Source organism: Phocaeicola dorei (genome assembly GCF_013009555.1).
GTDB classification, from domain to species: domain Bacteria; phylum Bacteroidota; class Bacteroidia; order Bacteroidales; family Bacteroidaceae; genus Phocaeicola; species Phocaeicola dorei.
In genome coordinates this window covers 3,154,893-3,177,066 of record NZ_CP046176.1, presented here as the reverse complement: position 1 = coordinate 3,177,066, position 22,174 = coordinate 3,154,893, and the positions used below count along the sequence as shown (strand labels likewise).

The following is a 22,174-nucleotide window of genomic DNA, read 5'->3' as shown; positions in this document are numbered from 1 at the left end:
GGCAAGAATATGTCAACACAAAGCGAAGCGGCATTGGAAGCCGGATTGATAGCCACACTTCGACAAATGGACTACGAGTATGTCCAAATTGTCGAAGAGGATAATCTTTATGCTAATTTCAAACGTCAGTTGGAGATTCATAACAAGAAACAACTGGCAGAAGTTGGTCGCACTTCGTTTACGGATGAAGAGTTTGAGAAGATAGTGATACATCTTGAAGGTGGCACACGCTTTGAAAAGGCGAAGAAACTCCGTGAACCATATCCGCTTGATTTGTCAGATGGTCAGCGTGTCTGGGTGGAATTTCTCAATCGTACCCAGTGGTGTCAGAACGAGTTTCAGGTTTCAAACCAGATTACTGTTGAAGGACGGAAAAAATGCCGCTATGATGTGACTATACTTATCAATGGTTTGCCATTGGTTCAGATAGAATTAAAGCGCAGGGGAGTAGAACTCAAACAGGCTTACAATCAGATACAACGTTATCATAAGACCTCGTTTCATGGATTGTTTGACTATATTCAGTTGTTTGTTATCTCAAATGGTGTAAACACCCGTTATTTTGCCAATAATCCCAATAGCGGTTATAAGTTTACATTTAATTGGACGGATGCTGCCAATCATCCGTTCAATGAATTGGATAAGTTTGCCGTATTCTTCTTGGAAAAATGTACGCTTGGCAAAATCATAGGGAAATATATCGTGTTGCATGAGGGTGACAAGTGCTTGATGGTGCTTCGTCCTTATCAGTTCTATGCCGTAGAGAAGATTCTGGATCGTGTACAGAACTCTAACGATAACGGCTATATATGGCATACAACAGGAGCCGGAAAAACATTGACTTCGTTCAAGGCAGCACAACTTGTATCGGAATTGGACGATGTGGATAAGGTTATGTTTGTTGTTGACCGACATGACCTTGATACTCAGACGCAATCGGAATATGAAGCGTTTGAGCCTGGTGCTGTGGATAGTACTGACAATACAGACGAGCTTGTGAAGCGGCTTCAAAGCAATTCCAAGATTATCATCACTACTATTCAGAAGCTCAATGCCGCAGTCAGCAAGACGTGGTACAGTAGCAAGATTGAAACCATTCGTCATTCACGTATCGTTATGATATTTGATGAGTGCCACCGTAGTCATTTTGGGGATAGTCACAAGAAGATTATGAAGTTCTTTGACAATGCTCAAATATTCGGTTTTACGGGAACGCCAATCTTTACCGAAAATGCGGTGGATGGACATACTACTAAAGAGATATTCGGCAACTGTCTTCATAAATATCTTATTAAGGATGCCATAGCTGATGAGAATGTGCTTGGTTTCCTCGTAGAGTATTATCATGGTAACGAAGTTGTTGACAATGACAATCAAACTCGTATGGAGGAAATTGCCAAATTTGTCCTAAACAATTTCAACAAATCTACATTTGACGGAGAGTTTGACGCCTTGTTTGCCGTGCAATCCGTGCCGATGCTTATACGCTATTACAAGATATTCAAATCGTTGAATCCGAAAATCCGTATTGGTGCTGTGTTTACTTACGCTGCCAATAACAGTCAAGACGATGAACAGACCGGCATGGGTACAGGGCAGTATGCAAAAGAGAGCGTGGGTGAGGCGGATGAACTGCAAGCCATTATGGACGATTATAACAATATGTTCGGCACTGCCTTCACTACAGAGAATTTCCGAGCCTACTATGATGACATCAATCTGCGCATGAAAAAGAAGAAAGCGGATATGAAACCGCTTGATCTTTGTCTTGTTGTGGGGATGTTCCTTACCGGTTTTGATAGTAAAAAACTGAATACGCTCTATGTCGACAAGAACATGGAATATCATGGCTTGTTGCAGGCGTTCAGTCGTACCAACCGAGTTTTGAACGAGAAGAAACGTTTCGGTAAAATTATTTGCTTCCGTGATTTGAAAAACAACGTTGATACATCGATCAAATTATTCAGCAACTCTGACAATCCCGAAGATATAGTACGCCCACCGTTTGAGGATGTAAAAAAGGAATATAAATGCTTGGCAACAGAATTCCTGAAAAAATATTCTACTCCCGGAAGTATAGATCTTCTTCAAAGCGAAAATGACAAGAAAAATTTTGTGCTTGCATTTCGTGATATTATCCGTAAACATGCGGAAATCCAGATATACGAAGATTATAGTGAGGAGGCGGAAGACCTCGGTATGACTGAACAGCAATTCAACGACTATAAGAGTAAGTATCTTGACATTACGGTCGGGTTTATTGAACCACCTATAACCCCATCAGTCGTTGCGGAAGATCCTGTCCCATATGGGAACAATCAAGGATTGGAAGATATAGATTTCTGCCTTGAGCTTTTGCATAGCGACATTATCAATGTGGCATATATTCTTGAACTCATTGCGGAACTTGATCCATATAGTGCTGATTATGCGCAGCGCCGTCAGCATATCATTGACACAATGATTAAAGATGCTGAAATGCGTAGCAAAGCCAAACTTATTGATGGTTTCATTCAAAAGAATGTGGATGACGATAAGGAGAACTTCATGATGCAGCGAGGTAAAGTCGATGGGTCAAGCGATTTGGAAGAACGGTTGAACCGCTATATTGCCGTTGAGAGAGAAAATGCAGTTAATTCATTGGCTGAGGAAGAGAAGATATCGCCATCAGTACTGAATCACTTCCTTAAAGAATACGATTACCTGCAAAAAGAGCAGCCGGAAATCATACAAAAGGCATTGAAAGAAAAGCATCTCGGATTGATTAAGACGAGAAAAGCACTGATGAGAATAATGGAAAGACTGCGTAATATAATAAGAACGTTTAATTGGGAATAAAGATGTCAACATATAAAATATATACTGATCAACTGACGCTTATTAAGGAGAAGCCATTTAAGCTGGAGAAAGAAATTCAAAACATAGTTGAAAAGAATCTTCAGACGTTGCTTGGGCTTGATTTTATCAAGACGGAATTTTCTATTGGCACTTTCCGTATAGACTCTTTAGCTTTTGACTCGGATAAAAAGTCTTTTGTAATAATAGAATATAAAAGAGATAAAAATTTTAGTGTAATTGATCAAGGTTATGCTTATCTATCCCTGATGCTAAATAACAAGGCAGAGTTCATTTTAGAGTACAATGAGTCTAAGTCAGGTACTCTAAAACGGAATGATGTGGATTGGTCTCAATCAAAGGTGTTGTTTGTTTCTCCTAATTTTACAACTTATCAAAAAGAGGCTATTAATTTCAAGGATTTGCCTATAGAATTATGGGAAATCAAGCGCTTTACAAATGATACGCTTTCTTTTGAGCAGATAGTAAATCGTTCAAGCAAGGAAAGTATTAAAACAGTCTCTAATAGTGAGACAATAACTACGGTAAGTAAAGAGATTAAAGTATATAGCGAACAGGATCATTTAGAGAATATAGAAGATGATTTCTTGAATATATATGCGGAAATCAAAGAGTTTTTACTGTCATTTGGAGAAGATATTACAATATATCCCAAGAAGAAAACTATAGGTTTCAAAATTGGAAGTAAGGTGTTTTGTGATATAGTTATGCAAAATAAGGGTATAAGACTGTTTCTCAATGCGAAGAAAGGAACACTCAAAGACCCTGAATGTATTACTCGTGATGTGTCAGAAGTCGGGCATTGGGGAAATGGAGCTTATGAGGTTCGTTTCCCATTGAAAAGCGATACGGAAATGGATTATGTTTTTAATCTATTGCGTCAAACAATAAATAAAAATAAGGAATAGGATATTATGAGCGAAGAACTGCAACAGAAACTCCGAGACCAGCTTTGGGAGGTCGCAAACCGTTTGCGTGGCAATATGTCGGCAAGCGATTTTATGTATTTTACATTAGGTTTCATTTTCTATAAATACTTGTCGGAGAAAATAGAGAAGTATGCCAACAATGCCTTGGTGGATGATGAAATAACCTTTAAGGAATTGTGGGAAATGGATGATACCGATGCGGTTGAGTTACAAGAGGAAGCAAAGAATCAATGCTTGGAAAATATAGGTTACTTCATTGAACCGAAATTTTTGTTTTCGTCCGTAATAGAGGCCATCAAGCGGAAAGAGAACATTTTACCTATACTTGAACGTTCATTGAAGCGTATTGAAGACAGCACTCTTGGACAGGACAGCGAAGAAGATTTTGGAGGATTGTTTTCGGATATTGATTTGGCTTCGCCGAAACTGGGTAAAACTGCCGATGATAAAAATACCCTTGTCAGCAATGTGCTTCTTGCATTGGATGATATAGACTTTGGTGTAGAGGCATCGCAGGAGATTGATATTCTGGGCGATGCTTACGAATATATGATTTCGCAGTTTGCGGCAGGAGCCGGAAAGAAAGCCGGAGAATTCTATACTCCGCAGGAAGTCAGCCGTATCTTGGCAGAAATTGTTTCCATCGGACACCAGCGTTTACGCAATGTCTATGACCCGACTTGTGGCTCAGGCTCTCTACTACTCCGTGCAGCACACATCGGTAACGCTGTAGAAATTTACGGTCAGGAAAAGAATCCGACCACCTATAACTTGGCTCGCATGAATATGTTGCTTCATGACATCAGATTCAGCAACTTCAAAATTGAAAACGGTGATACTCTTGAATGGGATGCCTTTGGCGATACCCAGTTTGATGCGGTAGTTGCAAATCCTCCTTTCTCTGCCGAATGGAGTGCGGCTGACAAATTCAATACTGATGACCGTTTCAGCAAAGCCGGGCGTTTAGCCCCACGCAAGACAGCCGATTACGCCTTCATTCTTCACATGATATACCACCTTTCCGATGGTGGAACGATGGCTTGTGTAGCTCCTCACGGTGTATTATTCCGTGGCAATGCCGAAGGTGTCATCCGCCGCTTCCTTATTGAGAAGAAAAATTATGTGGACGCAATCATTGGTCTGCCTGCTAACATCTTCTATGGAACATCTATACCAACCTGTGTTTTGGTACTCAAAAAGTGCCGTAAGGAAGATGACAACATCCTCTTTATTGATGCCAGCAAAGAGTTTGAAAAAGTAAAAACTCAAAACAAACTTCGACCCGAACACATCAAAAAGATAGTTGACACCTATCGTGACCGTAAGGAAATCGAGAAGTACAGCCACCTTGCCACACTGCAAGAGATAGCTGACAATGACTATAATCTGAATATCCCTCGTTATGTCGATACCTTTGAGGAAGAAGAACCTATCGACATCAAGGCGGTAATGGCGGAGATTAAAGAACTCGAAGCCAAACGAGCCGATCTTGATAAAGAAATCGAAGGCTATCTGAAAGAATTAGGGTTAGTTGACTAAAATTAGAGGCAATGGCAAAGCGATTTGAAATACGGAATAGTACGGCTGAGTTCCTTATCTTCGCTATTGAAGGTAAAGAAGAGGGCATACAAGTGATGTATCAGAATGAGACCATTTGGTGTACTCAAAAAGCAATGGCCGCTCTGTTTGACTGCTCGACTGACAATATTGGATTACATCTTAAAAACATCTATGCCAGTGGTGAGCTACAAAAGGAATCAACTACCGAGTTTTTCTCGGTAGTTCAAACAGAAGGCAAACGGCAGGTGAATCGTAAAACTTTGTTTTACAATCTTGATGTCATTATTTCTGTTGGGTATCGGGTTAATAGCATCCGCGCTACCCAATTTCGCCAGTGGTGTACCTCCATCATCCGCCAGTTCTCTATCCGTGGCTATGTGATAGACAAGAAGCGTATGGAAAATGGTTCATTCATTGGTGTGGACTATTTCGAGCATTTGCTGGCAGAGATTCGTGAGATTCGTCTGAGTGAACGCCGTTTCTACCAGAAACTTACCGATATTTATGCTACTGCCATTGATTACAACCGCGATGCACCTACTACCCGGTTGTTCTTCAAGAAAGTTCAAAACAAAATGCACTATGCCGTACACGGTCAGACTGCGGCAGAGCTAATCGTTAGCAGAGCCGATGCCGAAAAAGAACATATGGGATTGACCAAATGGGAGAAAGCCCCCAACGGAAAAATCGTCAAGACCGATGTCAGTATTGCAAAAGACTATCTGAAAGGTGTCGAATTGGAAGATATGGGACGTTTGGTCAACTCCGTACTGGATATGGCAGAGCGTATGGCAAAGCGACATATTCCGATGACAATGGAAGATTGGGCAAAGCGCATTGATATTATCCTTGAAGCAGGTGGTGATGAAATTCTTACCGATGCTGGAAAGGTTACGGCAGAGTTTGCTAAGGAATTTGCCGAAAGCGAATTTGAGAAGTATCGAATCATTCAGGATCGCTTGTTTAGCTCTGATTTTGACCGATTCAATAATGGCGACAACTTATTGCCATTTGATATTAACCCTGATAAAGAATAATGATTATGCCAAATAATAACGAAAATAAAGTCCTCAATGTTCCAAATTTGAGATTCCCGGAGTTTAGTGGGGAGTGGGAGAAATGTACCATTGGTGAGCTAACTATAAAAGTAGGTAGTGGCGTAACCCCAAGAGGTGGTGAGGCTGTGTATAAGACAGAGGGACATCCTTTTGTACGTAGTCAAAACGTAGGATTGGGACAACTTTTATTAGATGATATAGCCTACATAGATGAAGATACCCACCAACGTCAGAAGAATACAGAGTTACAATTGGATGATGTACTGCTTAATATCACAGGAGCTTCTATTGGGCGTAGTGCAATCGCGACTAAAGAAATCGCAGGGGGCAATGTAAATCAGCATGTTTGTATTATTCGTACACAAGATAATCTTATATCCTCTTTTCTCTGTAATTTTTTACTTTCGAGCTATGGACAAAAGCAAATAGACAGTTTTCAAGCTGGTGGAAATAGACAAGGCTTAAACTTTGAGCAAATCAAATCTATCAAAATTGCTATTCCGACTGTGAATGAACAATATAAAATAGCTCAATTACTACAACTGGTAGAAGGCCGCATCGCAACTCAAAACAAAATCATTGAGGATTTGAAAAAACTAAAGTCCGTAATAACAGATTTACTCTTTAACTCAATAATAGATGCTCATACCATACGTTTAGGCAATATTGCACATATTACGAATGGTGTTGGTGATGTGCAAGATGCTAATATAGAACATATAGAAAATTGGTATCCTTTCTTTGACCGTTCAGAAGAATTAAAATGGTTTCCAACTTATTCGTTTGACAAGGAAGCTGTTATTTATGCTGGTGAGGGACAAAGTTTTTACCCTCGATATTATAAAGGAAAATTTGCCTTACACCAAAGGTGCTATGCCATAACGGATTTCGCTTCATGTATTCTACCAAAGTATTGTTACTATTTTATGAGTACATTAAATTCTTATTTTGTTAGGAATTCCGTTGGTTCTACAGTATCATCTTTGAGAATGGATATATTTCAAAAGGCAGAAATCAAACTACCTCCTATACCAAAGCAACAACATATATGCAAAATTATTGATGCTTTTTGTACTAAACTTGAAGTCGAACAAAGTATTATTTCTACCCTACAAGAGTTGAAACAATTCTTGCTCTCGCAGATGTTCATATAAACAACTGCGAGAGTAAATATTGCTTTTGCTTTATATAATTTGAATGAAGGTCTATTGAACACTTAATAAGCACATCAACCTTTGAAAGTAAAGCACATGAGTATTCAACATCGTCAACTAAAGGTATAGTAAAATTTTTAACATCATCTCCATTAATAGAGGTGAATGTGCTTCCTTGCTCAATCTGCTTCCATTTGTAACTGAAATAATCTAAAGCATAATAGATATACATTGTAGGCATTGCAGATTTATTTCTCAGCGCACATACTCCTCGTCCAATACAGACTTTCATTTTGTTCTCTGCAACAATTCCAACAGGTGCTCTAACAGTTAGAATTAAGTCCTTTGGCAAGGATATTTTAGTTGGTTCATTTGTGTATATACGCGAAATCGTTATCCCATCAAGTATATCCAAATTACCTTGAATCAGAGGAAGTCCATCATTATTACTGTTGTAACTTGAGGATGACGGAGATTGCCCCATGATAACCTCGCAAAGATTTTGAATCTTTACTAAGGTTGAGTTACGAAAAATGATTTGACTAATCTACGGACCTTTATGAATAACAATCCTTAATTTATCGATAAACAGACGGTTTGTTCCTCAAATCATCGCATTGTTTATGACATTATGCTATGTCCATCACACCAGAAACAGAATATTGCTCATTATATTATTCTTAAAGTGTGTAGAAGAGCCAAACCTTAAGTTATATATTCTACTATTTTGCATAGTAGGCTGTATAATATCTAATTAAAGATGAAATTTTCCGAATAACACAAATGTATTTTAGTCTAAAAGACTATCTTTGCATTAAATTTATGCGTTATGAGTACAACAGAATATATACAAATCATTATCGGCATCGGTCAAATTATTGCTGTTGCTATTATTCCAATTATTGTTTGGATATTAGGAATAAAATACCAAGATAGAAAAGCCAAAAAAGATGCTCAATTAAGAGTTTTCCTTACATTAATGGCAGATCGAAAATCAGCCCCAATAACAAAAGAATGGGTTGATGCATTAAATACAATAGATGTCGTATTTCAAGAAAATAAAAAAGTCCGACATGCATGGAGAGAATATTTAGATAGTTTAAACGAAAAATCACCTCATTTTGATAGTAGTAATTCTTTTAGACTTGACTTACTTTCAGAAATGGCCGTTTCTCTCGGGTATAAAAATTTGAAGCAAACTGAGATTGATAGATTTTATTCACCTAAATATTTTGGTTCTCAAATGAGCCGACAGGAAATATTATTTCAAGAGAATCTACGAATTTTAACTCGCTCCAAAAGTTGTGCCGAAAGTTTTACAGATGAAGAATATGAACAGCACTATAAGGAGTTGATGGAACAGCAAGGTGATTAAAGAATATGGATGTTCTCCTTCTGTAAAATTGTTGATTTTTTATCCTTAATTAAAGGGCTTATAGATGATATTATAACTTCGCAGTGTGTGTGATTTGTAGCATTTGAAACACTATATAGTAAGGCTGGTGAGGGTGGTACACCTACTACATCAAATATCGAATTTTATAAAAATGGCAATATACCTTTTATAAAAATAGACGATTTGAGTAATAAGTATTTAGTGGCTAACAAAGATTATATTACAGAGTTAGGACTCAAAAAATCTTCAGCATGGCTAATCCCTGCAAACTCCATTATCTATTCTAATGGAGCAACAATTGGAGCTATTTCTATAAACAAATATCCAATCTGTACCAAGCAAGGAATTTTAGGAATTATCCCTAATTCTAACATTGATGTTGAGTATCTTTATTACTTTATGCGTTCCTCCTATTTTCAAAAAGAAGTTGAACGAGTTGTAACAGAAGGTACTATGAAAACAGCCTATCTAAAGGATATAAATCACATAAAATGCCCTATACCTGATTTAGATAAGCAAAAGGACATTAGCCATGCTCTTTCATCGTTATCGCTTAAAGAAGATATTGAAAAGCAATTATTACAGAAATATCAAATACAGAAACAATATCTATTGAGGCAGATGTTCATATAAACATCTGTTCCAACAAATACTGTTTTTGTATGTCAAATGATGCAAGAAGTTTTTTCTCAACAAAAAGTTTGCTCTCCAATTTGCCAAGTACATTTGCCACACGCTTTTGTTCAGCAAGTAAAGGACAATATATTTTCGCTTTACCATAGTCTTTGAAGTAGATATGTGGTATCGCCATTCCTGTTTTGTATGGTTGGAAGTTGAACGCTGATAGCGCAAAGTACAGATACCGCAAATCATGGTTGCCCTTGGATGTAAGATAGTTGAGCGTACCTATTACGGAAAACTCTCCCTGTACATATGAGGTTGTACCAACACTCGAACCATCTTTGATTATCAATATTGCATCACCATTCATTTGAGCAGTATTGGTATAACCAACCAAACCATTTGCACCAAACACCTTATAGAATCCATTAGGCAAAATCTCGCTTTCTTGAAGTGTGGAACTATGGCACTCCAAACATTGAGAAATTGCAGTATTTGGCTTTTCTTTAGTCGTTAGTGTAACCACAAGCCCTTTAATTAAGGAGGCTGTATCAGTAATGTACTCAATTACTTAATATGAATCCTTAATCAGCGGACTAAATGATTTTCTTCATCTGCAAGTTGGTGGTTCATCAACTTCATTTGAGGAGCTGGGAACTTCATACTCAGGATTATCAGGCAAGAGCGGAGATGATTTTGGCAAGGGTAAACCATATATTACATATCTCAATATTTACAGCAATAGTATCGTCAATGAGGAACAGGTGGATTACGTTGTAATAGGCGATAATGAGAAACAGAATACTCTTCTTTATGGCGATTTGCTGTTTACTCTATCGTCCGAAACTCCTGATGAGGTAGGTATAGGTGCTGTTTACCTTGGTGAAAGTGATAAATATTATCTTAACAGCTTTTGTTTTGGACTGCATATGACAGCCACCAATAAAGTATATTCACCATATTTAGCTTACCTCGTATCAAATAGCGTTTTCAGAAAATTCATATATCCGTTGGCACAAGGAAGTACACGATTTAATCTTCAAAAAAATGACTTCATGAAGAAGAAATTTTCACTGCCAACTTTTGAGAACCAAAAAGAAATCGCTCGAACTCTCAATGCTTTATCAAGCAAATTGGAGACAGAGCGAAAACTATTATTGAATTATCAAGAGCAAAAGCAATATCTATTAGGGTCAATGTTTATATGAACATACTTCGCAATAGATATGTCTTCTGTTGTTCGAGCAAAACTAACGACAACCTCTCTATGTTGAGTTTGATTTGTACATTACGCAATAACGCTGCTATTGGTCTAATACCTACTTCTTCTTTAGGATATGGTACCATATTATTGAGAAAAGTCTGGTTGCTTATGTTGATAGTGTTTTTTGCCCCTTTCTGAATAAGCGGACTAAGGTAGTTTGTTGTTACAATTGAAGATAGAAAGTAATAATGCAAAAAGCATCCAGCTTCATTAGAATAAGGCTCATAAACTCCATATAGAGGAGAAACAGCAACTGGGTGTTTTTGAAAGCTTTGCTTGATGATTCCATAAGGAAAATTGCCAGTAGGAGATTTTGTGTAAACAATATCTCCATATCTGACAACATTATATTTAGAAGTATCACTTGCTGCAAAAGAACGTCCGAGATATTCAATTTGGTTTATAACACCCTCAGAAACAGACACAGAGTTTACTTCATATCCATTGCTATTTTTCTCCTTACGTTCAGTAAGCAATTTGGAAAGATATATCATCTTCCATGTATTATCATTCAGTCCTTTTTGAATAGCATTCTGTATAATTCCGCTGATTAAGGATTGTAGCTTGTCAATGATTTTGTTTTGAGTAGCGATGCGTTCATCTATACATTGCAAAAGTTTACCTACTTTCTCTTGCTCATCTATATTTGGAACATCAATAACGACCTTACTAAGCCCATCTTGACTAATATTGAAATGCTGAGCACCGGCTCCTTTAACGATTATTCTTTTTCTGGCTGTTGGCGAGGCTAAAAGATAACGAAGAAATAACGGATTATAGTTTCCTTTACTTTTTCCACGGATAACGAAACCACCAAATATCGCAGGTTTGCAGTCAAGATAAACATTCGCTTGACCAACATCTTCTAATGTTTCAGAACTACGTTGAAATACAATATCTCCATAGTTTACGCCATAAGTATCTAAATCACCTTCTTGAAGTTCTACCGATGCACGAATATTATCATAGCAGATATATTGATTGTTAAGAATATCCATTACGGAAATAAACTTAGTGCCACTTCCAAATCGTTTAGCATCAGGGTTCATCCCATTTTTGAAACTCATAAAATCGGTCAGAGGATACTTCTCCCACTCCCCCGTAAACTCCGGGAATCTCAAATTTGGAACATTGAGGACTATATTTCTCTAATTATAAACACCTAATAAAAAGTGATTATGACCAAAAAGACAATTAGAGAAATTGCGGATGCTTGGCGAGAAGACAAGCGACCGTATGTGAAACAATCAACTTTTGCAGCTTATATGCTAATTTTGGAGAATCACATTTTGCCATATTTTGGCAATGACGATACTCTTAGTGAGAAATCCGTACAAACATTTGTGCTACAAAATCTCAATGCAGGTATGAGTGCTAAATCCGTAAAGGATATTCTTATCGTGCTTAAAATGGTGATGAAGTTCGGAGTAAAAAACGAATGGATGAGCTATTGCGAATGGGAAATCAAATACCCGTCTACTGAAACAAACAAGGAGTTGGAAGTACTCACTGTAGCGAACCACAAGAAAATTTTGGATTATATCCGGCAAAACTTTACGTTCCGAAACTTGGGCATTTATATAAGCCTAAGTACAGGGCTGCGCATCGGAGAAGTCTGTGCGCTTCGATGGAGCGACATAGACATAGAAGCCGGAACCATCAGTGTACAGCGAACCATTGAACGCATTTATGTGATTGAGGGTGACAAAAAGCACACCAAGCTTGTCATCAATACTCCAAAAACCAAAAACTCTTGCCGAGAGATTCCAATGAGCAAAGAACTTATTTCAATGGTCAAACCACTGAAAAAGATTGTTAATACTGATTACTATGTGCTGACCAACGAGCCTTCTCCCACTGAACCAAGAACCTACCGAAACTACTACAAACGCTTGATGGAGCAACTTGGCATTCCCAAGTTGAAATATCACGGTCTGCGCCACAGCTTTGCCACTCGTTGCATAGAAAGCAACTGCGATTACAAAACAGTAAGTGTACTATTGGGGCATTCCAACATCAGTACCACCCTAAATCTCTATGTGCATCCCAATATGGAACAGAAAAAGCGTTGCATCGCCAAGATGTTCAAATCGCTTGGCAAATAAAATATTACTGTTGAGTGTAGCTTTGAGCGATTAACGATGATACTTCAAGTATAGTCTCAACCGATGATAGCTTATTCGGTTGAGACTCTTTCATTTTTACTTATCTAGGATTTTCGGCACGGCTATCGCCATGACAATTCCTATAACAGCAATAAGGGTACAGCAGGCAATAGCTTTCCAAATCAGACATTGAATGTAATATTTCGACATTTGCTACAATTATGCTGACGAAAAAAGAAGATAGTGCTACCAATATGATGATCAAGATATAGAATGCAGTGTATGATATTGAAATATATCTGTTTGCTTTGCTGATTTTCCGTTCTGTTTCATTACATTTGTCTTGAATCTGTTGAAGGAACTTAACAAGGACGGTCTGCCCAAATTTTTCGGCTTGTTCCTGCGTATCTTTGGCTATAGCCAATCTATATTCTTGTAGAAATTTGAGTGAATTTACCAGATTCGGGTCCTTCGTCGTCAAAGACATTCCGCCTCGCCGGTTCTACTTCGCCCGCTTAGGAGAGTATACCGCTTCAAACGGTTCAAAACAAATCGTCTTTGTGCCGCCTCGGACGAAATAACCCCAACAGCACATGAACGCTCGGTATAGCGGTCGGGGACAAAATATGGCTTAATCCTCAACCCTGTAGGTTCGATAGCATATAATCGGGTACTCCTTGAAAACGCTGTACCGGCACTACTTTCATCTGCGATATTCCGCCGGCGTCATTCCCGTCTGTCGTTTGAACAGGCGGGTAAAGTATTGGGGATACTCGAATCCCAGCTCGTATGCAATCTGGCTTATCGGGCGTTCATCCAGTGCCAGTTTGTCTTTCGCCGTCTCAATCATTCGATTCTGGATATGTTTTCGGGTATTCATACCCGTTTCGCGTTGAAGCACGGCGGTTAGATAGTCGGACGATAGATTCAGTCGGTCGGCAAAATATTTCACGGTCGGCAACCCGTTTTTCGAGAGGGAATCGGAATGGAAATAATCGCGGAGCAGTTTCTCGAACCGGCTTACGATATCCATGTTGTCCCGATGCCTCATCTTGAACTGCCGGTCGTAGAATCTGCGGCAATAGCTCAGCAGCAAGCCGATGGAGGCACATGCTATTTCAGGTGTATGTTCGTCGATGCGTTGTCGAAGCTCCCGTTCGATGTGACGAAAAATACCCAACACATGTCCGATTTCCTCTTCCGACAGGTGCAACGCCTCGTGGAGTTCATACGAAAAGAATACATAATTTCCGATGTCGTGCCCCAGTGCCGTACCCCGGATGAAATCGGGATGCACCATGACGGCCCAATTGTCCTCTGCCGGCCGGAACGGTTCTCCGTACTCCTGAAAAACTACCGTCTGTCCCGGGCTGGTAAAGACCAGCGTACCGTCCGAGTAATCGTACATGTTACGACCGTATTTCACACCGCACGATGAGTTTCCTCGGGCAGAGTGCTATGACATAATAGTCCTGCTTCCAGCCTTGCGGATGGCTGTATTCGGCGATTTGCGAGAAGTCGACAACAGAAATCAACGGATGATAGGTCTTGACTCCGATGATGCGGTTGAACTCCTGCGGTGTTTTGCAATGTATGATTCCGTTTTTGTCCTTCATTCGGCAAAAGTAATGTAAAATGCGGATTATCGCATCATTATCACGGATTCATATCACACAAACACGGATTTGTTTATCCTGTATGTTTGGCATAACCGCTACATTTGTCGAAAAATAAATGAAAATCCGCATGAAACGAATCGAACATCAAAAAACGGCGTCGCCGACGACCGTATTGCTTTTTTCGGGAGCCATCGTGCTGCAAATTGTCGGCATGTCCCTCTTTCCGCTGACGACCGGCTATACGAAGTTCTGGCCCACACTGGCCTCCATTCTGACCTTATTGCTCGGCTCGTTGCTTTTTTGCCGGATGCTTTACAAAGGTGTCGCGCTCAGTTTTCTGATACCGTTAGGTTCAGCAGTCATGCCGCTTGTCGTGAGCATGCTGGGAATATTCGTGTACGGGGAAAGTGTATCGGTATTGAAAATCATGCTGCTTGTCGTGGCCTGCGCCCTGATAGGCATAGCAGGTAAAATGAAATAAGCAGACATCATGGACAGCCTATCTACAACCACAATCGGACTATTTTTGATTGCAACGATGTTCTCTCTGGGGGCAACGGCAATCTGGCCGCGGACACAGGGATTTACCCGACCGATACCGACGGCTCTGTCTATACTGATGCAGGTGATATGCCTCGTATTGATGAACCGCATTATCGATTCGGGAGTCGAGTTGAGCTTTCTCATACCGCTCAACGGGGCATTTTCACCGCTCGTGATGATTTTCGTCGGCGTTTTTCTCTACAAGGAAAAGGCGTCAGTTTGGAAAATCGCTGTCTTGCTGACAGCGTGTGTGCTGATTGGTTTTGCAAACTTTTTATAAACAGGAAATAATGAATAGCGAACAACATACTACAGCCAAAGTCTGGCTGATTACGGGAGCATCTCGCGGCATGGGACATGCCATTATGGAGGCGGCGCTCGCCGCCGGGCATTGCGTGGCGGCGGTCTCGCGCAGCGGAGAAATAACGACGCATATCGAAGACGGGGTAGTGCGGCTGCTTCCGTATGCGTTGGATGTGACGAATCCCGAACAGGCGGCGTTCGACCGGATGGCCGAAGCGGTCGTGAAGCGCTTCGGACGCATCGACGTATTGGTAAACAACGCCGGTCACGGACAATTCACCTACTTCGAGGAGTCGGACGAGCGGCAGATTCGTGACGTATTCGAGACCAATCTGTTCGGACTGATGCGCGTTACCCGTGCCGTTTTACCGGTCATGCGCAGACAACATGCCGGACACATCTTCAATGTTTCGTCCGCTGCGGGATATTCGGGTGTCGGACCATCCATTTACCACACGAGCAAATTCGCCGTTACGGGGTTCTCCGAGGCACTTGCGTTCGAGACGGAACAATTCGGCATCCGGGTTACGATCGTCGCTCCCGGCCTGTTCCGCACGGATTTCATGAATTTCAATTCCGCCTATCATCTTCCCGCACGACCCATTGCGGACTACGACGCATTCCGGGAGCGGATGAGCGGTTTCGTGAAATACATGAACGGTCGAGAGCCGGGCAATCCCGAAGTGTTGGGAAGACTGGTCGTGAAAGCGGCCGACAGTGAAAATCCGCCCCTGCATCTGCCCGTAGGTGCGGATGCCATCGAGACGCTCGAAACGCACCACGAGGCACAGCGAAAGGATGTCGAGGCATGGCGTGAGGTGTCCTGCGCCACCGCGTTCCCTCCCGAAGAGTCTGAAGTCGATACGCAGGCGTTTTTTCAATGAATCGAAGCATGAAGGGTGGAAAATCCGAAGGCATGAAAAGCAGGATACCCGATTTGCAAAACACAAACCGGAGTTGTCTGAAATTTAGTTGTCGAATCGGTTAATTATGAATAAGAAATCCCTTATCCGCACCATCTCGCAGGAACTCGACCTGCCCGTGTCGCAGGACAGAATCGCCAGGATTCTCGACAAAGGGCGGTTCCTGAAATCCAAAGACGGGACACGGTTCATTTCCGCTTCCAGTCTTTCATCGGCACTCTCCGCTGTCAGAAACAACAAAACAGCGGTCATTTGCGGAATAAAAAGAATCATCAAGGAACTGAAAATATAGAAGCGAGAAGATTATCCAATTTAGAACAATATTGGTGCATGAAATATCCGAACTATAAAAAAGCCGCTTGAACAGCAGATTCAAGCGGCTTTTTCTGTGTTTCAGGAAGCTGTCATCCTATTCCTGAACTCTTTCGGTGTACACCCTTCCTGACGTTTGAAGAAGCGGACAAAATGCTGCGGATGCTGGAATCCCAGCGATTCAGCAATCTGCTTGATTGTTCCTGCCGGGTCGAGCATCCGCTCTTTGGCAACGGCAATCATTTTCAGTTGGATATACTCCTGTGCTGTTTTCCCTGTTTCCGACTTTACCAAATCTCCGAAATAGTTGGGCGAAAGGCAAATCTTGTCGGCGAAATATTTCACGGTCGGGATTCCTTCCCTCGCCGCCGTATCCGAATAGAGGTAATCGTCCAGCAACCGCTCGAAACGCGCCAACGCATCGTGATTCATATCCTCGCGGGTGATGAACTGACGTTCGTAAAAGCGCATACAGTAGTTGAGCAGCACCTCGATGTTGGAAATAATCAGCGATTTGGAGAACTTGTCGATGGGATGCTGCAACTCACGGACAACCTTTTCCATATAATCTTGCAAGATGATACGCTCCTCTGTCGAAAGGTGCAAAGCCTCGTTGGAAGCATACGAGAAAAACGAATACTGCTTCATCTTCTGCCCCAGTGAAGTGCGATGCAGGAAATCGGGATGGAACAGCAATCCGATGGCTTCCGGTGCAGGGCCGTCTTCCAGCCGATGGATACCTACCGTCTGACCCGGAGCGAAACTCACGACCGTTTCGTCGTCGAAATCGTAGACCGTTTTTCCATAGTTGATAATGCAACCTGTCGCCTTTTTAAGGAACAACGCATAAAATCCCAGCGTCATCCGGTGCGTCGGTTGCGGCACGGAGCCGTCGAAATGCACGATGCCGACCAACGGGTGGCGTGTCTCGAACCCGAAAAAACGGTTATACTGCTCGATGGTGTCCGCTTTGATTATATCTTCCGTATTCATAATTCTATAAATGCTTTTCTATCATATCCTTATTTTCAGTACAAAGGAAATACATTTTCCCCGATAATAAAAGCGTCATAGAGCAAAACACGTAATTCGGGTACTTTTACCCGTAAGCCGGGTACTTTATTGATTATCATAACGAAACGTTTCTAACAAAACCCGTAATTGGGGTACTTCTGTCCGTAAGAAAGGTACCGGCGAGCTCGATACGAGCTCCTATTTTTGCATCGTATAAAATAACAGTTCAAAATCAAGCAAATATGAAACGGATAGTAATTACAACCATGACGGTGTTTGCCTTCTTCGCTTCGGCCGTCGCACAAAACCAGAACGAGCGTGTTCCAGCAAAGGGATTCGCCATGTTCTCCGCGGAGGACACCTTCCATCCTTACGAGTTTACCCGCCATGCTATCGGCGACAACGACATTCAGATTAAAATCCTGTACGCCGGTATCTGCCACAGCGACCTGCACGCCGCATGGGACGAACAGCAGGAACAGGGATTATACGCTTCTTATCCCATGATTCCGGGACATGAAATCGCCGGACGAGTGGCGAAAGTCGGCAAGAATGTCACGAAATTCAAGGTCGGCGATTTGGCAGGTGTCGGCTGCATGGTCAATGCCTGCGGTCACTGTTCCTCTTGCGAAATGCACAAGGAGCAGTTCTGCGAAAAAGGTACGACCTTTACCTACAATTCCAAAGACATCTACCACGACGGCGAAATGGCGATGGGCGGTTACTCGGACAATATTGTGGTAAGCGAGAACTTTGCTATCAAAATACCTGCAAACGCCGACCTGAAACGGGTCGCCCCGCTTCTGTGCGCAGGTGTGACCACGTGGTCACCCATCCATTTCAGCAACGTCAAGAAAGGCGACAAGGTGGCGGTTGCCGGTTACGGCGGACTGGGACACATGGCTGTTCAGTATCTGGTGGACTTGGGAGCCGATGTAACCGTGTTCGACCGCACGGAAGAGAAACGTGCCGATGCTGCCCGGATGGGTGCAACACGCTATGTGAATGTGAACAATCCTGAAGAGATGAAAGGACTTCGCAACACGTTCGATTTCATCATCAGCACCATCCCTGCCAACTACGAGCCGATACAATATGTCGCCATGCTGAAAATGGGCGGCGAAATGGCTATCGTTGGGCTTCCCGACAAATCGACGCTGAATATCGCAAACATGGCTTTCCTTTCCCGGCGCAAAGTGTACGGTTCGCTTATCGGCGGCATTAAGGAGACGCAGGAGATGCTCGACTATTCGGTAGCGCACGACATCTATCCCGAAGTGGAAATCATCGAGGCGAATGCATCCGAAATAGATAAGGCTTGGCGCAATGTAGCCGACGGAAAAGTGAAGTTCCGCTATGTAATAGACATGAGTACGATAAAATAAGGGGACGTAACGATGAACGAGATAATAGAAAGAATGCGGCGCAGCGAGCGGATTACGGAAACGGATGCCGACTTTCCCCGTTTGTGCGGGGAGATCGAGAACACGCGACGTCTCGTCGGAGAACTCAACACGGGCTACCATTCGCACGACGAGGTGCGGGCGCTGCTCGAACGCATCTGGGGGCAGCCGCTGGATGCCTCCGTGCGTATGTTCCCGCCGTTCTATACGGCTTTCGGCAAAACGACCCATGTGGGCAAAGAGGTGTTCATCAACTTCGGTTGCACCTTCCTCGACCAAGGCGGTATCACGATTGAAGACGGCGTATTTATCGGGCCGGGAGCCAAAATCCTCACAGAAGGTCATCCCGAAGAACCCGAACTCCGTCATACGTTGCATACCGAACCGGTCGTTATTCGCCGCAAGGCGTGGATTGGCGCGGGAGCGATGATACTTCCGGGCGTTACAGTCGGCGAGAACGCCATCGTCGCCGCCGGAGCTGTCGTGACGAAAGACGTACCCGACAACGCTATTGTCGCCGGCGTACCGGCCAAAGTATTGAGAAACATAAAAACCGATTATCATGAATAAGAGTTTTACTGCGCTCCTTGCTATTGTGCTTCTGGCGGGAGCGGCCTGTCAAAGAACAAATAACGAAAAGGATATGAAAGAATTGAATTTAACCGCCGAGTGGGACAAGACATTCCCCAAAAGCGACAAAGTGAACCACAGCAAAGCAACATTCACCAACCGTTACGGCATCACGCTGGCGGCCGATATGTATGTGCCGAAAAATGTTGCCGGCAAGCTGCCCGCCATCGCCGTCTGCGGTCCTTTCGGGGCGGTCAAGGAACAGACCGCCGGACTTTATGCCCAGACGATGGCCGAACGCGGATTTCTGACCGTCGCTTTCGACCCCTCCTACACCGGCGAGAGCAGCGGCGAACCCCGCTATGTGGTGTCGCCCGACATCAATACCGAAGATTTCTCGGCTGCCGTCGATTTCCTTGCGACCAACGATAAGGTCGATTCCGAGCGGATCGGCATCATCGGTATCTGTGGCTGGGGAGGACTGGCTATCAATGCCGCAGCAGCCGACCCGCGCATCAAAGCAACCGTAGCTTCCACAATGTACGACATGAGCCGCGTGAATGCCAACGGCTATTTCGATGCCGATGACAGTGCCGAAGCACGCAATGCACTCCGCAAAAAACTCGCGGCACAACGCACGGAGGATTTCCGCAACGGATTTCCGAAGCCGGGCGGCGGCGTTCCCGACACCTTGCCTGCCGATGCCCCGCAGTTCTTCAAGGACTACCACGCCTACTACAAGACCCCGCGCGGCTATCACCCCCGCTCGCTCAACTCCAATCAGGGACGCAACGCGACGGAAGCCATCCCGTTCATCAATTTCCCATTGATGAGCCGTGCGGACGAAATCGAAAATGCCGTGCTGATCGTTCATGGCGAGAAGGCGCACTCGCACTATTTCGGTGAAGATGCGTTCAAGAGACTGAAAGGTGATAACAAGGAATTGATGATTATTCCCGGCGCAAGCCATACGGACCTTTACGATAATTTAGCCGTCATTCCGTTCGACAAAATGGAGGCATTCTTTCAAACCAATCTCAAATAATAGGACAATGAAAATGTGGTTATTATCTATGATATTACCGTGTATGCTATTGACAACAAATGCTTGCAGTCCGTCAGATGAACCGATAAAGACTGAAGAACCGACGCCCGTTCCTGACCCAGAACTGGAACCGAATCCAGCCCCAACTCCGTCGGATGTCCGTGCTTTGGTGGTCTATTTCTCCTGCACGAACACGACAAAGGGCATTGCCGACCGGATTGTCGAGGCGATCGGTGCAGCGACCTGGCGCATCGAGCCCGAAACGGCTTACACGTCCGAGGATTTGAACTACAATAATTCGTCCTCCCGTGCCAACCGCGAGCAGAACGACCCGTCGGCACGCCCCGTCATCAAGGGCAAATGCGAGAATCTTGCCGATTACGATGTAGTATTTCTCGGTTATCCAATCTGGTGGGGCAAGGCTCCGAAAGTCATTTTCACCTTCCTCGAAAGCCACGACCTTACAGGCGAGACTGTCATTCCGTTTTGCACCTCGCACTCCAGCGGCATCGGGGCGAGCGACACCGATCTGCATCGTCTGGCTGCCGGAACAGAATGGAAACAGGGGCGGCGGTTCAGTGGAAACGAATCGAAAGAAACAATCGAAAAATGGATTAAAAGTATGGATTTGAATTTCAACGACAATACGAATACGGGCATATTCGACCTCTCGAAAGGTACAAACGGCAATGCCCCGACAATAAAGTTAAGTAGCGGCTACGACATGCCGATAGTCGGACTGGGAACTTATAGCCTGCACGGGGCAACCTGTATCAATTCTGTGAAATCAGCGATAGCCTCAGGATTCCGCAAATTCGATACGGCATCCGTTTATGGCAACGAAGAGGAGGTGGGACAAGGCATCCGAGAATCGGGTATGCCGCGCGAAGAGATTTTCGTGGCGACCAAGCTCTATCCCAACCAATATTCCAATCCCGAAGCGGCTATCGAGGAATGTTTGCGAAAACTCGACATCGGGTATATCGACCTCATGCTGCTGCATCATCCCGGCACGGACGACGTGAAAGCATACAAAGCGATGGAAAAACAGGTGGCAGCAGGCAAAATCCGCTCAATCGGTGTGTCATGTTACTATGTCAAAGAGATTGACGAATTTCTGCCTAAAGTGAACATCAGGCCGGTATTGGTTCAAAATGAGGTTCACCCGTATTATCAGGACACGGAGGTAGTAGAACACCTCCATGACCTCGGCATCGTCGTCGAAGCATGGTATCCCCTCGGCGGGCGCGGACATCAAAAGGAGCTGTTGAGCGACCCGGTGCTGTCCGAAATCGCAGCCAGACACAACAAGTCGGTAGCGCAGGTCATCCTCCGATGGGACTTGCAGCGGGGCGTGGTCGTCATTCCCGGTTCGAGCAATCCCGACCATATCAAGGAGAATATCTCGATTTTCGACTTTTCGCTGACCGATGATGAAATGGCACAAATAGCCGCGCTCAATAGAAACGAGAAGCACGACTGGTATTAAAATAAAATCC

General features: G+C 43.2%; 23 protein-coding genes. 17 read left to right on the top strand and 6 right to left on the bottom strand.

The annotated features are described in order from the left end of the window. The first annotated feature begins 9 nt into the window (after positions 1-9). The 5 genes from GKD17_RS13380 to GKD17_RS13360 are packed head-to-tail and all read left to right on the top strand — an operon-like array spanning position 10 to position 7,557. Entirely contained in the window at positions 10-2,838 is a 2,829-nt protein-coding gene (locus GKD17_RS13380; RefSeq protein ID WP_007833444.1) for a type I restriction endonuclease subunit R, EcoR124 family, read from the top strand. A 2-nt stretch (positions 2,839-2,840) separates the two neighbouring features. Next, on the top strand, positions 2,841-3,764 hold the full coding sequence (locus tag GKD17_RS13375) for a DUF5655 domain-containing protein (protein WP_007833445.1): 924 nt from the start codon (positions 2,841-2,843) through the stop codon (positions 3,762-3,764). Between the two features lie 6 nt (positions 3,765-3,770). Next, positions 3,771-5,324, top strand: a complete 1,554-nt coding sequence (locus GKD17_RS13370; RefSeq protein WP_007833446.1) for a type I restriction-modification system subunit M — start codon at positions 3,771-3,773, stop codon at positions 5,322-5,324. Positions 5,325-5,335: 11 nt separating this feature from the next. Further along, positions 5,336-6,382: a virulence RhuM family protein gene (locus GKD17_RS13365; RefSeq protein ID WP_007833447.1), complete on the top strand. Its 1,047-nt coding sequence runs from the start codon at positions 5,336-5,338 to the stop codon at positions 6,380-6,382. A gap of 5 nt (positions 6,383-6,387) precedes the next feature. Then, positions 6,388-7,557, top strand: coding sequence for a restriction endonuclease subunit S (locus GKD17_RS13360; RefSeq protein WP_032935862.1), 1,170 nt, complete (start codon positions 6,388-6,390; stop codon positions 7,555-7,557). Here GKD17_RS13360 and GKD17_RS13355 read toward each other — a convergent pair. Further along, on the bottom strand, positions 7,550-8,041 hold the full coding sequence (locus GKD17_RS13355; protein ID WP_007833449.1) for a restriction endonuclease subunit S: 492 nt from the start codon (positions 8,039-8,041) through the stop codon (positions 7,550-7,552). The genes GKD17_RS13360 and GKD17_RS13355 overlap by 8 nt on opposite strands. Before the next feature lie 345 nt (positions 8,042-8,386). On the opposite strand from GKD17_RS13355, the gene GKD17_RS13350 reads away from it, so the two are divergent. Together GKD17_RS13350 and GKD17_RS13345 are read left to right on the top strand one after the other, a co-directional pair. Then, on the top strand, positions 8,387-8,932 hold the full coding sequence (locus GKD17_RS13350) for a DUF6680 family protein (RefSeq protein ID WP_007833450.1): 546 nt from the start codon (positions 8,387-8,389) through the stop codon (positions 8,930-8,932). 156 nt (positions 8,933-9,088) lie between these two features. Continuing rightward, positions 9,089-9,586, top strand: coding sequence for a restriction endonuclease subunit S (locus tag GKD17_RS13345; RefSeq protein WP_080549506.1), 498 nt, complete (start codon positions 9,089-9,091; stop codon positions 9,584-9,586). Here the strand turns inward: GKD17_RS13345 and GKD17_RS13340 are convergent. Beyond that, positions 9,579-10,100 (bottom strand): restriction endonuclease subunit S, encoded by a 522-nt coding sequence (locus tag GKD17_RS13340; protein ID WP_007833452.1) that lies wholly within the window; start codon positions 10,098-10,100, stop codon positions 9,579-9,581. The genes GKD17_RS13345 and GKD17_RS13340 overlap by 8 nt on opposite strands. 238 nt (positions 10,101-10,338) lie before the next feature. On the opposite strand from GKD17_RS13340, the gene GKD17_RS13335 reads away from it, so the two are divergent. Then, positions 10,339-10,782, top strand: a complete 444-nt coding sequence (locus GKD17_RS13335; protein WP_007833453.1) for a restriction endonuclease subunit S — start codon at positions 10,339-10,341, stop codon at positions 10,780-10,782. Here GKD17_RS13335 and GKD17_RS13330 read toward each other — a convergent pair. Next, complete coding sequence (locus GKD17_RS13330; protein WP_235778222.1) at positions 10,775-11,887, bottom strand: restriction endonuclease subunit S; 1,113 nt, start codon at positions 11,885-11,887, stop codon at positions 10,775-10,777. The genes GKD17_RS13335 and GKD17_RS13330 overlap by 8 nt on opposite strands. A gap of 129 nt (positions 11,888-12,016) precedes the next feature. Here GKD17_RS13330 and GKD17_RS13325 point away from each other — a divergent pair, with 129 nt between their 5' ends. Continuing rightward, positions 12,017-12,943 (top strand): tyrosine-type recombinase/integrase, encoded by a 927-nt coding sequence (locus tag GKD17_RS13325; RefSeq protein WP_007833457.1) that lies wholly within the window; start codon positions 12,017-12,019, stop codon positions 12,941-12,943. Between the two features lie 703 nt (positions 12,944-13,646). Here the strand turns inward: GKD17_RS13325 and GKD17_RS13320 are convergent. Both GKD17_RS13320 and GKD17_RS13315 read right to left on the bottom strand, forming a co-directional pair. Next, a complete protein-coding gene (locus GKD17_RS13320; RefSeq protein WP_007833461.1) occupies positions 13,647-14,351 on the bottom strand; it encodes a helix-turn-helix domain-containing protein in 705 nt (234 codons plus the stop codon). Position 14,352: 1 nt separating this feature from the next. After that, positions 14,353-14,559, bottom strand: coding sequence for a hypothetical protein (locus tag GKD17_RS13315; protein ID WP_157442404.1), 207 nt, complete (start codon positions 14,557-14,559; stop codon positions 14,353-14,355). A 130-nt stretch (positions 14,560-14,689) separates the two neighbouring features. On the opposite strand from GKD17_RS13315, the gene GKD17_RS13310 reads away from it, so the two are divergent. The 4 genes from GKD17_RS13310 to GKD17_RS13295 all read left to right on the top strand — a co-directional run bounded on the left by GKD17_RS13310 (position 14,690) and on the right by GKD17_RS13295 (position 16,623). Further along, positions 14,690-15,043: a hypothetical protein gene (locus tag GKD17_RS13310; RefSeq protein ID WP_032935867.1), complete on the top strand. Its 354-nt coding sequence runs from the start codon at positions 14,690-14,692 to the stop codon at positions 15,041-15,043. A gap of 9 nt (positions 15,044-15,052) precedes the next feature. Then, positions 15,053-15,385 (top strand): hypothetical protein, encoded by a 333-nt coding sequence (locus tag GKD17_RS13305; RefSeq protein WP_007833467.1) that lies wholly within the window; start codon positions 15,053-15,055, stop codon positions 15,383-15,385. Positions 15,386-15,395: 10 nt separating this feature from the next. Beyond that, positions 15,396-16,292 carry an SDR family NAD(P)-dependent oxidoreductase gene (locus tag GKD17_RS13300; RefSeq protein WP_032935869.1) on the top strand — a complete coding sequence of 299 codons (897 nt, stop codon included), beginning with the start codon at positions 15,396-15,398 and terminating at the stop codon, positions 16,290-16,292. 106 nt (positions 16,293-16,398) lie between these two features. Beyond that, positions 16,399-16,623: a hypothetical protein gene (locus tag GKD17_RS13295; RefSeq protein ID WP_007833471.1), complete on the top strand. Its 225-nt coding sequence runs from the start codon at positions 16,399-16,401 to the stop codon at positions 16,621-16,623. 101 nt (positions 16,624-16,724) lie between these two features. Here the strand turns inward: GKD17_RS13295 and GKD17_RS13290 are convergent, their stop codons facing one another. Then, the gene (locus GKD17_RS13290) at positions 16,725-17,636 is read right to left on the bottom strand and encodes a helix-turn-helix domain-containing protein (RefSeq protein WP_007833472.1); all 912 of its coding nucleotides are present in this window, start codon (positions 17,634-17,636) and stop codon (positions 16,725-16,727) included. Between the two features lie 263 nt (positions 17,637-17,899). Between GKD17_RS13290 and GKD17_RS13285 the strand changes: the two genes are divergently transcribed. The 4 genes from GKD17_RS13285 to GKD17_RS13270 are packed head-to-tail and all read left to right on the top strand — an operon-like array spanning position 17,900 to position 22,164. Continuing rightward, positions 17,900-19,042: an NAD(P)-dependent alcohol dehydrogenase gene (locus GKD17_RS13285; RefSeq protein ID WP_007833474.1), complete on the top strand. Its 1,143-nt coding sequence runs from the start codon at positions 17,900-17,902 to the stop codon at positions 19,040-19,042. Positions 19,043-19,054: 12 nt separating this feature from the next. After that, positions 19,055-19,630 carry a sugar O-acetyltransferase gene (locus GKD17_RS13280; protein WP_007833476.1) on the top strand — a complete coding sequence of 192 codons (576 nt, stop codon included), beginning with the start codon at positions 19,055-19,057 and terminating at the stop codon, positions 19,628-19,630. Further along, a complete protein-coding gene (locus tag GKD17_RS13275; protein ID WP_007833478.1) occupies positions 19,623-20,675 on the top strand; it encodes an alpha/beta hydrolase in 1,053 nt (350 codons plus the stop codon). The genes GKD17_RS13280 and GKD17_RS13275 overlap by 8 nt, the downstream gene beginning before the upstream one ends. Before the next feature lie 7 nt (positions 20,676-20,682). Beyond that, positions 20,683-22,164 carry an aldo/keto reductase gene (locus GKD17_RS13270; RefSeq protein WP_007833479.1) on the top strand — a complete coding sequence of 494 codons (1,482 nt, stop codon included), beginning with the start codon at positions 20,683-20,685 and terminating at the stop codon, positions 22,162-22,164. The last annotated feature ends 10 nt before the right edge of the window (positions 22,165-22,174 follow it).

Coding starts and splice junctions, on each gene's coding strand:
- GKD17_RS13380 (WP_007833444.1), top strand. CDS start 10: ATGTCAACACAAAGCGAAGCGGCATTGGAAGCCGGATTGATAGCCACA.
- GKD17_RS13375 (WP_007833445.1), top strand. CDS start 2,841: ATGTCAACATATAAAATATATACTGATCAACTGACGCTTATTAAGGAG.
- GKD17_RS13370 (WP_007833446.1), top strand. CDS start 3,771: ATGAGCGAAGAACTGCAACAGAAACTCCGAGACCAGCTTTGGGAGGTC.
- GKD17_RS13365 (WP_007833447.1), top strand. CDS start 5,336: ATGGCAAAGCGATTTGAAATACGGAATAGTACGGCTGAGTTCCTTATC.
- GKD17_RS13360 (WP_032935862.1), top strand. CDS start 6,388: ATGCCAAATAATAACGAAAATAAAGTCCTCAATGTTCCAAATTTGAGA.
- GKD17_RS13355 (WP_007833449.1), bottom strand. CDS start 8,041: ATGGGGCAATCTCCGTCATCCTCAAGTTACAACAGTAATAATGATGGA.
- GKD17_RS13350 (WP_007833450.1), top strand. CDS start 8,387: ATGAGTACAACAGAATATATACAAATCATTATCGGCATCGGTCAAATT.
- GKD17_RS13330 (WP_235778222.1), bottom strand. CDS start 11,887: ATGAACCCTGATGCTAAACGATTTGGAAGTGGCACTAAGTTTATTTCC.
- GKD17_RS13325 (WP_007833457.1), top strand. CDS start 12,017: ATGACCAAAAAGACAATTAGAGAAATTGCGGATGCTTGGCGAGAAGAC.
- GKD17_RS13320 (WP_007833461.1), bottom strand. CDS start 14,351: ATGTACGATTACTCGGACGGTACGCTGGTCTTTACCAGCCCGGGACAG.
- GKD17_RS13315 (WP_157442404.1), bottom strand. CDS start 14,559: ATGAAGGACAAAAACGGAATCATACATTGCAAAACACCGCAGGAGTTC.
- GKD17_RS13310 (WP_032935867.1), top strand. CDS start 14,690: ATGAAACGAATCGAACATCAAAAAACGGCGTCGCCGACGACCGTATTG.
- GKD17_RS13305 (WP_007833467.1), top strand. CDS start 15,053: ATGGACAGCCTATCTACAACCACAATCGGACTATTTTTGATTGCAACG.
- GKD17_RS13300 (WP_032935869.1), top strand. CDS start 15,396: ATGAATAGCGAACAACATACTACAGCCAAAGTCTGGCTGATTACGGGA.
- GKD17_RS13295 (WP_007833471.1), top strand. CDS start 16,399: ATGAATAAGAAATCCCTTATCCGCACCATCTCGCAGGAACTCGACCTG.
- GKD17_RS13290 (WP_007833472.1), bottom strand. CDS start 17,636: ATGAATACGGAAGATATAATCAAAGCGGACACCATCGAGCAGTATAAC.
- GKD17_RS13285 (WP_007833474.1), top strand. CDS start 17,900: ATGAAACGGATAGTAATTACAACCATGACGGTGTTTGCCTTCTTCGCT.
- GKD17_RS13280 (WP_007833476.1), top strand. CDS start 19,055: ATGAACGAGATAATAGAAAGAATGCGGCGCAGCGAGCGGATTACGGAA.
- GKD17_RS13275 (WP_007833478.1), top strand. CDS start 19,623: ATGAATAAGAGTTTTACTGCGCTCCTTGCTATTGTGCTTCTGGCGGGA.
- GKD17_RS13270 (WP_007833479.1), top strand. CDS start 20,683: ATGAAAATGTGGTTATTATCTATGATATTACCGTGTATGCTATTGACA.